We start from the raw sequence: 15,271 nt of genomic DNA on the forward strand, positions 1-15,271 counted from the left end.
AACAACGGCGGCGAGCAGAGCGACAGCAATCCCGACGGTTAGAGCGACGCTCAGGCCGCTGTTGTAGAGGGGGGTCGGAGGGCTTGGCCGCGCTGGCCACGATGGCGAAGTACGTGCTCCCCACGGTGGCGAATCCGCGGCTGGCGGAGAACTGACCAACGCTGTTTGACACCCCGGAGGCTTCGGAGGCGTGGTTGCGCGACACCCGGGAGAGGGCCGTCTCGGTCAGCGGGCCGACGACCAGCCCCATACCGAGGCCACCGATCGCGCTACCGCAGGAAGTGCCAGAACGCCGGCCCTGCCGGGGCGAGGAGCACGACCGCGACGACCAGGGACATGCCTAGCCGATCCTGGCCACCTGCGCTGATCGAGCCTTTCCGAGGTGCACCTGCTCGGTGACCCAGCCGGCGCCGCTCCCGGGCCGGTGGCTGACCATCACGACGACGCCGTCGTCCGCCGGGCGGGAGGCGAGCAGGCCGGCCAGGGCCCGCTCGGCGGTGGCGTCGTCGAGGTGCGCGGTGGGCTCGTCGAGGAGGACGACCGGACGGGCCGAGACCAGGGCACGGGCGAGGGACAGCCGGGCGCGCTCGCCGCCGGACAGGCCGGACAGCCGGGTGTCCAGGCCGTCGGACAGGGTGTCGTACCAGTGCCCCAGGTCCACCGCGTCCAACGCGGCGAGCAACTCATCGTCGCTCGCCTCCGGCGCGGCCAGGACGAGGTTGGCCCGCACCGAGCCCAGGAAGGCGTGCGGCTCGTCGTCGACCACGGCGATCGCGCCGCGCACCTGGCCGAGCGGCAGGTCGCGCACGTCCTGGCCGTCGGCGGTGCAGCTGCCCGTCGCGGGGTCCAGGTGCCGCGCCAGCAGCGCGAGCGCGGTCGACTTGCCGGTGCCGTTGGGCCCGGTGAGCGCCACACGGGTGCCCGGCGGCAGGTCCAGGTCGAGCGGTGGCAGGTCGAGGGAGGTATGCGGCGGGCCCTCGCCCCCCGCCCCTGCCCGGGCGGGGCTGGCCGTCCAGCTCGCGCCGGCCCTGTTCAGGGCCAGGTGGGTGATTGGTGCGCGGCCGGTCTGGTCCTCGTCCTGCGCGCCGCCGGTCGCGACCGCGGGCCCCTGGTCCAGCACCCGGGCGAGCCGGGCCGCGGCGGCCCGCGCCCGGGCGCGGGCCCCGGCGATGTCGGCGGAGTCGGTCCAGGGGTCGGCCAGGGCGAGGGGGATCAGCGCGACCATCGCGGCGTAGGGTGCGGAGAGCAGGCCGGCGGTGTGGGCCGACCAGGTCAGCTGGGTCACGACCGCGGTGGTCGCGGCGACGACCAGCCAGAGGCCGAGGATGGTCAGCGCCCGGGCGCGGATCAACCGGGTCTCGAGAGCCTGCTGTGCCTCCTCCGCCTCGGCCACCGGCCGCACCAGGGGCCGGGGGTCGGCGTCGACGCCGGTGACGGCCTGCACCGCCAGCAGCCGCGAGGTCAGCGCGGTCGTCAGGTGTTGCACCTGTCCGCGGCTGCGCACCGCCTGGCCCTGGGCCGAGTGCTCGAGCACGTACCCGGCGGCGCTGACCGCCAGCACCAGCAGCGCACCCGCGGCCAGGGCGAGGCCGGCGGCGGGCACGTGCCAGCCGGCGAGGACCACGCCGACGACGGTGGCCAGGACCGCAGACCACGCGGGGACGGTGACGCGGACCCGCTCGTCGACGACGTCGTCGAGGTCGCGCACGACGGTGGTCAGCACCTCACCGCGGCTGCGTCGGCCGAGCCGGGCCGGGGTCAGCGGGATGAGCCGGGCGAAGACGTCCGCCCTCCGGTCGGCCAGCTCCTCCAGCGCGACGTCGTGGGAGACCACTCGCTCGGCGTAGCGGAACACCGGCCGGAAGATGCCGAACGCCCGCACTCCGACGATCGCCACCAGCAGGGTCAGGATCACCGGCTGCGTGGAGGCCTGCACGATCAGCCACCCGGAGGTGGCGGTGAGGGCCACGCCGCAGGCGACGGAGGCGCCGCCGATGAGGCAGGCGAGGACGAGGCCGTGCCGACCCCGAGGCGTCTCGATCGGGGCGACGACACCGGGCTCGGGGTGGGCTCCGTCCCCGGGGCCGGCCGTCCCGTCGCTGTCGTCCTTCTCCCTGGCGTTGCCCATCCCCCCGGCGCGGTCACGGTGCGCGGTGGTCACACCTGCGCCGGTGGTGGGGACGCGCGCGTGGAGCGGAGCGGGCGGACGGTGCCGTGCGGGCGCGGGTGCGGGCTCGACCCGCCACCGGTCGTCGGCCAGGGCGGCGAGGTCGGGGTCGTGGGTGACGACGACCACCCGGCGGGTTCGGGCCAGGGCGGTGATGACGGTGTGCAGCGCGGGCAGGGAGGTGATCGCGACGTTGGCGGTCGGTTCGTCCAGCAGCACCAGGGGCGCGCCGCTGAGCGCGGCCCGGGCCAGCGCGAGGCGCGAGCGCTGCCCGGCAGACAGGCCGAAGCCGTCGTCCCCGAGCACGGTGTCCAGCCCCTCGCGCCCGGCCAGGGCGTCCCACAGCCCCACCCGGTCCAACGCCGCGACCATCTGCGGGCCGGTCAGGCCTTCGTCCACCAGGGCCAGGTTGTCCCGCACCGTGCCGGGCAGGATGACCGGGCGCTGGGCGGCGAGGTGGGCCCGCGGTGCGACGACCTGCCCGGCGTCGGGGGTGCGCAAGCCCGCCAGCAGCTCGAGCACGGTGGTCTTGCCCGCGCCGGAGGGGCCGGTCAGCGCGGTCAGCCCCGGGTCCGCGAGGCTGGTCAGGCTCACGTCGACGATGCTGCGCCTGCGGCCCGGATGGGCGTAGGAGACGCCGGCGAGGCCGACCTGGTCGGGTCTGAGGGCGGTGCGGTCGGCGGCGACCCCGTCCGGTCCGGACCTGGTCGCGGCCGCCGCGGCCGGCCCTGCTCCGGTGGTGCCCTCCTCGCCCTGCTCATCCAGCACCCCCTCGGCGCGCAGCTTCTCCAGGGTCTCGGCGCCGTCGGCGGCGTTGTGGAACTCGGCGCCGACCCGGCGGATCGGCCAGTAGGCCTCCGGGGCCAGCAGGATCGCGGCGAAGCCGGTGAGCAGGTCCAGCTGCCCGAAGGCCAGCCGCAGTCCGACCGCGACCGCGACCAGCGCGACGGAGATGGTGGCCAGCAGCTCCAGCGCGGCGGTCGTCAGGAAGGCGGTGCGCAGCGTCTGGACGGTGGCCCTGCGGTGCCGGTCCCCGACCTCGCGCACGACGTCGACCTGGGCCCAGGCGCGGCCGTATCCGACCAGCGTCGGCAGGCCGCGGACCACGTCGAGAAAGTGGCCGGCGAGCAGCGCCATGGCTTCCCACCGGCGCTCGGTCTGGTCCTGGGTGTGCTGGCCGATGAGCGCCGCGAAGAGCGGGAGCAGCGGGACCGTCAGCACCACGATGAGGGCGCTCCACACGTCGATCACGGCCAGGGTGAGCACCGCCAGCACGGGCACCACCGCGCCGGTGACCAGGGCGGGCAGGTAGCGGGCGACATACGGCTCGACGGCCGAGACCCCCTCGGTCGCCCGGGTGACCGCGACCTCCGCCGGCGGCCGGGTCTCCTCCGGCCGACGCAGCCAGCGCCGCAGCACGGCCAGCCGCAGCACGGCCGCGACCCGCAGGCCGGCGACGCGGGCGACGTGCTCGGTGAGCCCGGCCAGGACGCCGCGGGCGGCGAGGAGCAGCACCAGCCAGGTCAGCGGTCCCGTCAGGTCGCCGCCGGTGACGACCCGGTGCACGGCCCAGGCCAGCGCCACCGCCTGGGCGATCGCCACCGCGCCGGAGACGACACCGACCAGCGAGAGCAGCGCCACCGGCCCGCGGGTGGCGGGCAGGGCTCGCAGGAGGGCGGGGTCGAAGGGACGCACGGTCGACAGGTCCGGTCAGGGGGTGCTGCCGGCGGGCTCGGCCCGGTCGTCGAGGCCGGTGGTCTCGCCGGTCACGGCCGCGTGGTGCACGGAGGTCGGGATGTGGTGGCCCTTGACCCGCCTGCGGAAGGCCCAGTAGGTCCACGACTGGTAGAGCAGCACGATCGGGGTGAAGATCAGCGCGACCACGGTCATGATGCCCAGCGTCTTCTGGCTGGAGGCGGCGTTCTCCACCGTGAGCGACCATTCCGGGTTCAGCGTGGACGGCATGACGTCGGGGTAGAGCGCGACGAACAGCGAGCCGACGGCGAGCAGGATCGTCACGAAGGTGCCGGAGAAGGCCCAGCCCTCGCGACCCTGGCGGGCGCTGCCCAGCGCCAGCAGCAGGGCGACGACGGCGACCGCGGCCAGCGCCCAGGAGACGACGGCCCCCCTCTCCAGGTGGATGACGGCCAGCCAGACCACCGCGAGCACGGCCGAGATCACGCCCACCCTGATGCCCAGGACGCGGGCGTCATACCGCAGCTGCCCGTCGGTCTTGAGACCGATGAACAGCGCCCCGTGCGTGACGAAGAGAGTGAGGGTGACCAGGCCGCCCAGCAGCGCGACCGGGTTGAGCAGGCCCCAGAAGCCGCCGACGTACTCCATCGAGGCGTCGATCGGCACGCCACGGACGATGTTGGTGAACGCCACGCCCCACAGCAGCGCCGGGACGACCGAGCCGAAGATGATCATGGCGTCCATCCGTCGACGCCAGCGGGCCGAGTCGACCTTGCCGCGGTACTCCAGCGCGACCCCGCGCACGATGAGGGCCACCAGGACGAGCAACAGCGGGATGTAGAAGCCGGAGAAGAGGGTGGCGTACCAGTGCGGGAACGCCGCGAAGGTCGCGCCGCCGGCCGTGATCAGCCAGACCTCGTTGCCGTCCCAGAACGGACCGATCGAGGACAGCATCTGCCGCCTGCGGGTCTCGCCGGACTCCTGGTCCGGGTCGTCCGGGTTCTCCCGACCGAGGACCGGCAGCAGCGCGCCGACGCCGAAGTCGAAGCCCTCCAGCACGAAGTAGCCGATCCACAGTACGGCGATGAGGATGAACCAGATCGTGGTCAGTTCCATGGTCACTTCTATCTTTCGATGGTGTCCGGGTATGCCGTGTCGGGGTCAGTAGGTGAAGACGAACGCGTCGTCGTCGGTGCGGCCCTTCGGGTCGTAGGAGGCGTCCTCGGGCACCACCTCGGCCCCGGCGCGGCCGTAGCGCAGGCTCAGCCCGACCATGAGCACCGCCAGCACACCGTAGAGCGCCGTGTAGACGACCATCGACAGGGCGACCGTGCCCGCCCCCACGCTGGGGGAGACCGCCGTCTGGGTGGTCATCAGGCCCATCACGACCCAGGGCTGGCGGCCCATCTCGGTGAAGATCCAGCCGAAGCTGTTGGCGAACAACGGCATGAAGAGCACCGTGGCCGCGGCCCAGCCCCACCACCGGCTGCCCTCCATCCGGGTCTCGCCGTCGGCGTCGCCCTTGCCGCGCAGGCGCCACAGGACCGCCATCCCGATGCCCATGCCGAGGAAGCCCAGGCCCATCATCAGCCGGAACGACCAGTAGGTGACCGGCATCAGCGGCCGGTAGTCCTCGACCTCGGTCAGGTCGTTGCCGGCGTAGGTCTGCACGTAGCGCTCCTGGATGCCGTTAACACCCTCGACCGCTCCCTCCAGATCACCGGTGGACAGGTAGGACAGCAGCTTGGGCACGGTCAGCGCCCAGACCTCCTCGGTGCCATCGAGAGAGCCGACGGTGATGATCGAGAACGGCGCGCCCTCACCCTCGGGGTAGTCCTCGTAGAGCGCCTCGGCGGCGGCCATCTTCATCGGCTGCACCTCGCTCATCACCTTGCCCTGCACGTCGCCGGAGACGATCACGCCGACGCCGGCGATGACCAGGGTCCAGGCACCGAGCTTGGCGGCCTTGCGGTACATCGGCTTGTCGCTCTGAGGGGTGCGGGTGCGCCACAGGTGCCACACGGCGAACGCGAGCACGAAGGCGCCACCGGTCATGTAGGCCGCGGTGAGCACGTGCGGGAAGGCGACCAGCTGCACCTTGTTGGTGAGGACGGCCACGAAGTCGGTGAGCTCGGCGCGGCCGCTCTCGGGGTTGAGGGTGTAGCCGACCGGGTTCTGCATGAAGGAGTTGGCGGCCAGGATGAAGTAGGCCGACAGCGCGGTCCCGATGTGCACCAACCAGATCGCGGCCAGGTGCAGCTTCTCCGGGATCCGGCCCCAGCCGAAGATCCACAGGCCCAGGAAGGTCGATTCCAGGAAGAAGGCGAGCAGGGCCTCGATCGCCAGCGGCGCACCGAAGATGTCGCCGACGAAGCGGGAGTAGTCGGACCAGTTCATCCCGAACTGGAACTCCTGCACGATGCCGGTGACCAGGCCGAGGGCGAAGTTGATGGTGAACAGCTTGCCGAAGAACTTGGTCAGCCGCAGCCACTGCGGGTTGCGTGTGCGCATCCACTGGGTCTGCATGATCGCGACCAGCAGGCTCAGCCCGATGGTGATCGGGACGAAGAAGAAGTGGTAGACGGTGGTGATGCCGAACTGCCACCGCGCCAGGTCGAGTGCGTCCATCAAAACCCTCCCACGGGACCGTGCGTACTACGAGACGTCGTTAAACCATACCTCGCGGGTGAGTAGCTCAGACCCAGGTCCCGGGTGAGGACCTCGAACCTCGGGCGCGGGGCCGCGTTGACGAAGCTGTCCCACCCGGCCTTGCGGGACAGCCGGTAGCCGGCGGTGTCGTGCTCGCCCAGCCAGGCCGCCAAGGGTTGGTCTTCATTCGTCGAACACCTCCAGCCCGTCGGCGTCCGGATGCTCGTAGTAGCGGGCGAAGACGTCGTGCACGTCGTCGACCACCTCCAGCGGTTGCTGTCTGGAGCGTTCGGCGAGTAGATCGACCACGCCCGGCAGGGAAGCCACCTGCTCCGCCGGCGACGTCGGTTGTCCGTCCTCGCCCGTCGAGAGGGGCTGACTTTGCGGTGGAGTGCCGGTGCCGTGGCTGCGGGTGGTGGCCAACTTGAGCGCGAGAGACTTGTCCCGCCGGGATGGTGACTGCCTGCTTCGACCAGGCGCCCAGCGGGCCCTGGACCACGGTCAGCGGGTCGACGTGCCGGTTCTCGCGCAGTGCGAGCTTCTTGGTGTACTCCGAGGCGTCCTTGGAGAACGGCTGGTCCCCCCCGGGTGCGTGCTCCCACTCCAGCGGCGCGAAGGCTTTGGTGTGGGGCCGGGACGCCGTGGAAGGGCCACCAGCCGTCCTCGGCGCCGGTGGGTTGCGGTGTGACGCACTGGTAGAGCACGTTGGCCATAGCCGACGATGAACGTCGTGATCGACCGAGTCCGTCAGCGGGTGGACGAGGAGCACGGGCTTGGGGTCGTCCCGATGCCGTCGCGAGCGACCGCCTACCGGCGCCTGAGCGAGTTGTCGAAAGGACGGCATGCGTTCGGGCCGGGCAAGGCTCGCCGCTCGGTGGCGAACCGTCCCGGTGGCCGTACGGGCAGTTGCGGGCGACCCGGCCGGGTGAGTACGTGGTGCTCGACACCACCCCGCTGGACGTGTTCGCGATGTAGCTGGTCACCCTGCGGTGGGTGCCGGTGGAGCTGACCGTCGTCCATGACCTGGTCACCCGGGTGCGTCCTGGGCGTGCGGCTGTCGCCGGTGTCGACGAAGTCAGCCGACGAATCGACGAAGAGACGAAGTCCCCGCAGCACTGCCAGGCACGCCACGTCCCACGAGGATCAACGGAGCCAGGACGGTCTCGGAGAAGCCTGGCAGCCACCAGTCCCGCTGGTCCGGCCTCACGATAGGACTTGAGTCACCTCTCCAGGGTGCGCACCGACGCGTTCCCTCTGCCTGAGAAACCGACACGTTAGATGAGACACCCCACACCTTGAGCAGAGAGAAGAGATGTAGGTTCGCTGCACCTGTCGGACAAGCAGCCGTTTGACCTGCGCAGTGACACGTTGGTGAGACGCGGGCCGTCTCACCAACGTGTCGGAATCCTCAAGGGGGCAGGCGGATACCGGGCCTGAATGGCAGCGTGATCAAGTGGATGGAGTACAGACCGATGACGAAGGCCTCCGAGCCACCCTGGCTGACCACGGGTAGGTGGGGGCGTCGCATCGGACCTGCCCGAGGGGTTGAGCTGGCGCGGCGCCGCTCTCGGCTACGACGTCGATCTCGGGGGTGCAGTGTGACGCGTGTCCTCGACGTACCGGCCCGGCTTGGCCATCATGACGCCGCCGAGCGTCATGGGGGATGAAGGTGGCGACGAGGTACCCGTCACCCCCCGCAGGCCGGCCGTGGTGGTACTTCGACGCTGGAAACACGTTCTGTTCACTCGTCCTCTTCGGCCTCGCGCGTAGCGAGACTCCTCGGAAGGGGGCGCCTTCGGCCTGTGACCGTCCCCGACCGCGGGGGTCGGTATGAGGCGTCCTGTTTCCCCGGCGGAGGGTTCTCAGGGTCGGGCTTTACCATCCGGGGCGGGACCGGAGCGTCTCCGCGGCTTGACTTGACGATTGTCCGTGCCTGATGAAGGAGTGCCCTCTTGCGGCGTAACGTGATCCTGTCCCTCCTGCTGATCGGCGTCTTCGCCGCGGTGGTGGCCATCGCCGTGCAGCTGACCCGCCCGGCGTCGGCCCCGGGGGTCACTGACGCGGCAGGGGCGAGTTCGTCCGTGCCGGTGGCGCGCGAGGACAGCCACGTGCTGGACGACGCGGGGGAGGGGGCGCCGGTGCTGGTGGAGTTTTTGGACTTCGAGTGCGAGGCGTGCCTGGCGGCCTATCCGCTGGTGGAGCAGGTGCGGGAGCAGTACGCCGGAGAGCTGACGTTCGTGGTGCGCTACTTCCCGATCGACGGGCACGCGAACTCGATGACGGCGGCGGTGGCGGTGGAGGCCGCGGCCCAGCAGGGCAGGTTCGAGGACATGTACACGCGGATGTACCAGACCCAGACCGAGTGGGGCGAGCAGCAGGAGTCGAAGGCGCCGCTGTTCCGGGAGTTCGCGCAGGAGCTGGGGTTGGACATGGACGCCTATGACGCCGCGGTCGCCGACCCGGCCACGCAGCAGCGCGTTGAGCGGGACCGGCAGGACGGTTTGGCGCTGGGGGTGCAGGGCACGCCGACGTTCTTCCTGGACGGAGAGCCGGTGCAGGTGACCTCGGCCGAGGACTTCCTTGCCCACATCGATGCAGCCGTCAACGACTGAGTCGCGGCCGGTGTCGGACGCGTCCCCCCAGTCGGAGAAGCGAGCCTCGCCGACGACCGGCTGGGTCCTGCTGGTCTGCGGGTGGATCGGCCTGTCGGCGGCATTCGTGCTGCTGGTCGAGAAGATCCGGCTGGTCGCAGACCCCGCGTACGTGCCCAGCTGCAGCATCAGCCCGCTGCTGAGCTGCGGGTCGGTCATGAGCACCCCGCAGGCCGAGCTGCTCGGGTTCCCCAACCCGATCCTGGGCGTGGCCGGCTTCGCCGCCCTGGTCACGGTCGCCGTCACGGTGCTCAGTGGCGCCCGGCTGCCGTCCTGGTACTGGGGCGGACTGACCGTGGGCACGGGCCTGGGCACGGTGTTCGTGCACTGGCTCATCTTCCAGAGCCTCTACCGCATCGGGGCGTTGTGCCCGTACTGCATGGTCGTCTGGGTCGTCACGGTCACTGCCCTTGTCGCGGTGCTGGCCCGCTGGTCCCGCACCGGTGCGCTGCCCCGCTGGGTCGGGACATACGCCAGCAGCCTCGTCGTCGCCTGGGCTCTCGTGGTCGCCGGTCTGATCGCCGTCCGGTTCTGGGACTACTGGGTCACCCTGGTGTAGGAGTGTGCCCAGGGTGCGAAGACGCCCCCGCCATGCACTATCATCGTCGTATGACGATGGCACCACGGAGCACGAGCGAGTCTGCGGACTCGTCGACAGACGGTCTGGACGTCGCCGCGGCGCTGTTCCACGGTTTGTCGGACCCGTCCCGGTTGGCGATCCTGCAGCACCTGACCCTGGGCGAGCACCGCGTCCGGGACCTCACCGAGCACCTGGGGCTGGCGCAGTCGACGGTGAGCGCGCACCTGGCGTGCCTGCGCGACTGCGGCCTGGTCGCGTCCCGGCCGCAGGGTCGGGCCTCGATGCTCTCGCTGACCAGTGCACCGGAGCTGCTCGGCGTGCTCGACGCCGCGGAGCGGCTGCTCGCCTCCTCTGGGTACGCGGTGGCCCTGTGCCCGAACTACGGCGTCGGGACCGAGGGCAACCCCGCCCCGGACCAGCTGCGCACCCACACGGGGCAGGAGGCGGGCGCGTGAGCGGCCAGGAGACCCCGGAGCGGGAGATCCTCGTGGACGCGTGCGGGTGCGAGATCACCCCGCCGCCTCCCACCGGTGGCGGTGAGGTCGAAGAACCGGTCACCCGGCTCTGGCAGGTGCGCGAGGTGCAGCTGGGTCTGCTCTCCGGTGCCCTGCTGGGTGGTGGGCTCCTCGCCGGGCTCGCGGGGTGGGAGACCGCCGAGCTGGTACTGGCCGCGGCAGCGCTGCTGGTGGGCGGGTCCACCTTCGTCCCGGGTGCGCTGCGGCGGCTGGCGCGCGGCAAGCTCGGCGTCGGCCTGCTGATGACCATCGGCGCCGTCGGCGCCACCCTGCTCGGGCAGGTGGAGGAGGCCGCCGCGCTGGCGTTCCTGTTCTCCCTCAGCGAGGGCCTGGAGGAGTACTCCCTGGCCCGGACCCGGCACGGCCTGCGGGCGCTGCTGGACCTGGTGCCCAAGGAGGCGACCGTACTGCGCGCCGGCCGCGAGCTCGTGGTCGACCCTGGGCAGCTGGTGGTCGGGGACGTCATGGTGGTCCGGCCCGGGGAGCGGCTGGCGACCGACGGGAGGGTGCGGAGCGGCCGCAGCAGCCTGGACACCTCGGCGATCACCGGCGAGTCCATGCCGGTGGAGACCGGGCCCGGCCAGGACGTCTTCGCCGGGTCGATCAACGGCACCGGCGCCCTGGAGGTGGCGGTCACCTCCACCGCGCAGGACAACTCCCTGGCCCGCATCGTGCACGTGGTGGAGGCCGAGCAGTCCCGCCGCGGCGCCACCCAACGGCTGGCCGACCGGATCGCCAGCCCGCTGGTGCCCGGCATCCTCGTCGCCGCCGTCTTGACGGTCCTGCTCGGGGCCCTGCTGGGTGACCCCTCGGTCTGGGTCCACCGAGCCCTGGTCATGGTCGTGGCGGCCTCACCGTGCGCCCTGGCGATCTCGGTGCCGGTCACCGCGGTCGCCTCGATCGGCGCGGCCAGCCGCCGTGGGATCCTGGTCAAGGGTGGCGCCGCGATGGAGGCCCTGGGCAAGGTGCGCACCGTCGCCCTGGACAAGACCGGCACGCTGACCCGCAACCGGCCGGCCGTGATCGACGTCGCCACCGCGCCCGGCCACGACCGAGGCCAGGTGCTGGCGTGGGCGGCCGCGCTGGAGGCCCGCAGCGAGCACCCGCTCGCCGCGGCCATCCTGGCCGCCAGCCACGAGGTGCCCGCCGCCGAGGACGTGGATGCGGTCGTCGGCGCCGGGCTGGTCGGCACCGTCGACGGCGCGCGGGTCCGCCTCGGCAAGCCCACCTGGGTCGAGCCTGGCGCCCTCTCCTCGGCGGTGGCCGGTATGCAGCAGGCCGGCGCGACCGCGGTCGTGATCGAGGTCGACGGCCACCCGGTCGGCGCCATCGCGGTCCGGGACGAGCTGCGCCCCGAGGCGAGCGAGGTCATCGCCCGTTTCCGGGAGCAGGGCTACACCGTGGCCATGCTCACCGGCGACAACCAGGTCACCGCCCAGGCCCTGGCCGCACAGGCAGGCATCGATCAGGTGTATTCAGACCTGCGTCCCGAGGACAAGTCCACGGTGGTCACCCGGCTGCGCGCCCACGGACCCACCGCGATGGTCGGCGACGGCGTCAACGACGCACCCGCGCTGGCCACCGCCGACGTCGGCGTCGCGATGGGCGCCATGGGCACCGATGTCGCCATCGAGACCGCCGACGTCGCCCTCATGGGCGATGACCTGCGGCTGCTGCCGTTCGCGTTCGACCACGCCCGCCGCACCCGGGCCATCATGGTGCAGAACGTCGTGCTCTCCCTGGCCCTCATCGCGGTCCTCATCCCGCTGGCCCTGCTGGGGGTCCTGGGCCTGGCGGCCGTCGTGCTCATCCACGAGCTGGCCGAAGTCGTCGTCATCGCCAACGGCGTCCGTGCCGGACGCTCCAGGCACCTACCCACCCCGAGCACCGCCCTTGAACGCGCCCGGCCAGAAGGAGCTCACGTATGAGCGCGGGTCACGACCACGGCGCCGCAACCACTCACCGGAGCCGCCTCGCCATAGCGTTCGCCATCACCACCACCATCCTCGTCGCCGAGGTCATCGGGGCGCTGTGGACAGGCTCCCTGGCCCTGCTGGTCGACGCCGGACACATGCTCACCGACGCCGCCGGGCTGCTCATGGCGCTGGTCGCCGCGTCACTGGCGCTGCGCCCACCGACCGCCGAGCGGACCTGGGGATTCCGCCGCGCCGAGGTCCTCGCCGCCGGCGCGCAGGCCACCGTGCTCCTGGGTGTCGGGATCTACGCCTTCGTCGAGGGCGTGCGGCGGCTCTACGAACCGCACGAGGTCAGCTCCACCGGCCTGCTGGTCTTCGGCATCGTCGGCCTGGCCGCCAACATCGCCTCCATGCTGGTCCTCAGCACCGGGCGGACCGCCAACCTGAACATGCGCGCGGCGTTCCTCGAGGTCGTCAACGACGCCCTCGGGTCTGTCGCCGTCATCGTCAGCGCCATCGTCATCGCCACCACCGGGTGGGTCCGCATCGATTCCATCGCCGGCATGCTCATCGCCGCCCTCATCATCCCACGCGCGATCATCATCCTGCGCGAGGCTGGGCACATCCTGCTGGAGTCCACCCCCAAGGGACTCGACCTGGACGACGTCCGCGCCCACGTCCTCGCCCTGCCGCACGTCCAAGACATCCACGACCTGCACGCCTCCACCATCGCCACCGGCCTGCCCGTGCTGTCCGCGCACGTCGTCCTGGACGAGGAGTGCTTCACCGACGGCCACGCCGCCGAGATGCTCGCCCAGCTCCAGGACTGCGTCGCCGCCCACTTCGAGGTCAGTATCGAGCACTCGACCTTCCAGCTCGAGCCACCGGGCCACGCCGCACGGGAGCACGCCGCGCATGCATAGGCTGGCCCGTCCGGTCCGGACGGGTCTGCGCACCGTCCCGCGGGTGCTCGGTGCCCGTCAGCTGCTCGGGCTGCTGGGTGGGGTCTGCCTGTGGCTGGCGTTCCCGGGGCACGACGTGTGGTGGCTGGCGGTCGTCGGTTGTGCTGCGTTGGCACTGGCCACTGCCGGCGCCACGTGGTGGGCCGGTGCGCTGTCGGGTGTGCTGCTCGGGCTGGCCTGGTTCACGCCGATGTTCACCTGGGCCGGCACCTACGCCGGTATCCCGGCGTGGCTTGGCATGAGCGTGGCCTCGGCCCTCTACCCGGCGGCTCTCGGTGCCGTGCTGGCGTTGCTGCAGCGCGGCGGCAGGGTTCGCCCGGTGATCGGTGCGGCCGCGTGGGTGCTGATGGAGTGGGCGCGCTCGGTCACCCCGTTCGGCGGCTTTCCCTGGGCTCGGCTCGGTTTCAGCCAGGCCGACTCGCCGATGCTGGGCGCGGTCAGCCTGCTCGCGGTCCCCGGGCTGGGGTTCTTGGTGGCCCTCGCCGGTGGGCTCCTCGCCGTGGCCGTGCAGCGCTTGATGGCGCCGGGTGGGGCCCAGCCGCGGCGGGCCGCCGTGGCCCTGGCTGGTGCCGCCGTCCTGGTGGCCGGTCCGGTGCTGGTGCCTCGTCCGACGGCGGGCGAGGCCGTGACCGTGGCGGCGGTCCAGGGTGACCTGCCCGACGGCTTCTCCCGGACGCTGACGGCCGAGCCGGGGGTGATGCTGGACCGGTACGCCGACGCCACCCACGCGCTGGCGGACGAGGTCGCCGCCGGTGGCACGCCTCCGGACCTGGTGGTGTGGCCCGAGGGCGCAACCGACCTGGACCCGCTCGACCCGCGTGCCGGGCAGGCAGCCACCGACCGGATCATGGGGGCGGTCGAGGCCGTCGGGGCACCAATGCTGCTCGGGGGCCTGTCCCGGCAGGGCGGGGCCGGTCCTGCCTTCAACATGGTGTTCAGCTACCTGCCCGGGCACGGGCTCGACCAGACGTACAGCAAGGTCTACCTGGCACCTTTTGGCGAGGTCATGCCGCTGCGACCGCTGTTGAGGTATCTCAGCCCGTGGGTGGACCGGATCGTCGACCTCAACGCCGGCGACCGCCCCGGCCTGATGCCGGTCCCGCTCGCCACGGGCCGGACCGTGAACCTTGGCCTGGCCATCTGCTTCGAGGTCGTCGTCGACCGCGCCGTGCGCGACCTCGTCACCGGTGGCGCGCAGCTGCTCGTGGTGCCCACCAGCAACGCCTGGTTCGGAGAGAGCGACCAGTCCGTGCAGCACCTGGCGGTCTCGCGGGTGCGGGCCGTCGAGTACGGCCGGTCCGTCGCGCACGTCAGCAACGTCGGTGTCTCCGGGCTCATCACCCCCGACGGTGTCGTCCACGCACGCAGCGACCCATACACGCAAGCCACCCTGCTCGGGCAGCTGCCGCTGCGCACCGAGCAGACCCTCGCCGTCCGCACGGGTCCCTGGGTGGTGCCCGCCGCCGCGGGCGTCGTGGTCCTGGGCATGGTGAGGATGGCTGTCCGTCGTCGGCGGGACCGGGTGGCTGGTCCGAGCGAGGCGGCCGAGATGAGGGTCGCCGAACGGTCTGTCCCTCCGACAGCAGGCGGTCGATGAACAGGCGTGAGACGACCCTGCTGCGGTGGCCAGCCGGTGCTGGGCGCGCCCGAGCGTGGATACTTCGCCGTCACGGACAGTGCGCTAGGGAAGAGAGCAGATGACCAAGATCGCGACGCCGCAAGTGGCCCTTTCCGATCCCCGGACGTCGGCGGGGACGTGGTGAGGCGCAAGCGTGACCGACCGGCCGGCCGGTCCTGGGCAGCCCGCCTGCTGCTGGTGGTCGTGGCCCTGCTGGCGGCAGGGTACTTTGTCCCGATCCTGATCCTCATGCTCGACCGGTGACTGGGGCATCCCGGCGCGGCGGACTGGCTCCGGGGTGAGCCAGCGCGCGGGACCTCCCTCTCGAGCAGCAGACTTGGTGCTGCGCTAATGCAGCGCTAATGCCCGTCGTACCGTCTCAGCGAGGCTGCGGCCTCACCGCCCGGGTATCCTCGACATCAGGGCCGCTCGGGCAGGGCTGTGTGCCTGCACCCGCCCCACAGGCGTTCGAGTACCTGCGCCCCGCACCGCAGTCCCCGCCAAGCATCCATCACCGC

The 15,271-nt window shown here is 71.9% G+C and carries 11 protein-coding genes; 7 read left to right on the forward strand and 4 right to left on the reverse strand.

Going from position 1 to position 15,271, the window contains the following annotated elements; genetic code table 11:
* Positions 1-340: 340 nt before the first annotated feature.
* The 4 genes from cydC to ACTMMA_RS14430 form a co-directional block, all read right to left on the reverse strand.
* Positions 341-3,862, reverse strand: coding sequence for a thiol reductant ABC exporter subunit CydC (cydC, locus tag ACTMMA_RS14415; RefSeq protein ID WP_441190831.1), 3,522 nt, complete (start codon positions 3,860-3,862; stop codon positions 341-343).
* 15 nt (positions 3,863-3,877) lie between these two features.
* Complete coding sequence (cydB, locus tag ACTMMA_RS14420; protein WP_075811989.1) at positions 3,878-4,978, reverse strand: cytochrome d ubiquinol oxidase subunit II; 1,101 nt, start codon at positions 4,976-4,978, stop codon at positions 3,878-3,880.
* Between the two features lie 45 nt (positions 4,979-5,023).
* Positions 5,024-6,490 (reverse strand): cytochrome ubiquinol oxidase subunit I, encoded by a 1,467-nt coding sequence (locus ACTMMA_RS14425; RefSeq protein WP_441190832.1) that lies wholly within the window; start codon positions 6,488-6,490, stop codon positions 5,024-5,026.
* Positions 6,491-6,694: 204 nt separating this feature from the next.
* Positions 6,695-6,934 (reverse strand): hypothetical protein, encoded by a 240-nt coding sequence (locus ACTMMA_RS14430; RefSeq protein WP_143553984.1) that lies wholly within the window; start codon positions 6,932-6,934, stop codon positions 6,695-6,697.
* A gap of 1,529 nt (positions 6,935-8,463) precedes the next feature.
* Here ACTMMA_RS14430 and ACTMMA_RS14435 point away from each other — a divergent pair.
* The 7 genes from ACTMMA_RS14435 to ACTMMA_RS14465 all read left to right on the forward strand — a co-directional run bounded on the left by ACTMMA_RS14435 (position 8,464) and on the right by ACTMMA_RS14465 (position 15,017).
* Positions 8,464-9,123, forward strand: coding sequence for a DsbA family protein (locus ACTMMA_RS14435; RefSeq protein WP_441190833.1), 660 nt, complete (start codon positions 8,464-8,466; stop codon positions 9,121-9,123).
* Complete coding sequence (locus tag ACTMMA_RS14440) at positions 9,104-9,721, forward strand: vitamin K epoxide reductase family protein (protein ID WP_075811993.1); 618 nt, start codon at positions 9,104-9,106, stop codon at positions 9,719-9,721. Before ACTMMA_RS14435 ends, ACTMMA_RS14440 begins: the two co-directional genes overlap by 20 nt.
* Positions 9,722-9,771: 50 nt before the next feature.
* Complete coding sequence (locus ACTMMA_RS14445; RefSeq protein ID WP_441190834.1) at positions 9,772-10,197, forward strand: ArsR/SmtB family transcription factor; 426 nt, start codon at positions 9,772-9,774, stop codon at positions 10,195-10,197.
* Positions 10,194-12,185, forward strand: coding sequence for a heavy metal translocating P-type ATPase (locus tag ACTMMA_RS14450; RefSeq protein ID WP_441190835.1), 1,992 nt, complete (start codon positions 10,194-10,196; stop codon positions 12,183-12,185). Before ACTMMA_RS14445 ends, ACTMMA_RS14450 begins: the two co-directional genes overlap by 4 nt.
* The gene (locus tag ACTMMA_RS14455) at positions 12,182-13,096 is read left to right on the forward strand and encodes a cation diffusion facilitator family transporter (protein ID WP_075811999.1); all 915 of its coding nucleotides are present in this window, start codon (positions 12,182-12,184) and stop codon (positions 13,094-13,096) included. The genes ACTMMA_RS14450 and ACTMMA_RS14455 overlap by 4 nt, the downstream gene beginning before the upstream one ends.
* Complete coding sequence (gene lnt / locus ACTMMA_RS14460) at positions 13,089-14,732, forward strand: apolipoprotein N-acyltransferase (RefSeq protein ID WP_083664264.1); 1,644 nt, start codon at positions 13,089-13,091, stop codon at positions 14,730-14,732. The genes ACTMMA_RS14455 and lnt overlap by 8 nt, the downstream gene beginning before the upstream one ends.
* 162 nt (positions 14,733-14,894) lie before the next feature.
* The gene (locus ACTMMA_RS14465; RefSeq protein WP_269087347.1) at positions 14,895-15,017 is read left to right on the forward strand and encodes a hypothetical protein; all 123 of its coding nucleotides are present in this window, start codon (positions 14,895-14,897) and stop codon (positions 15,015-15,017) included.
* Positions 15,018-15,271 lie beyond the last annotated feature (254 nt).

Source organism: Ornithinimicrobium panacihumi (assembly GCF_052073805.1).
Taxonomy (GTDB): domain Bacteria; phylum Actinomycetota; class Actinomycetes; order Actinomycetales; family Dermatophilaceae; genus Ornithinicoccus; species Ornithinicoccus panacihumi.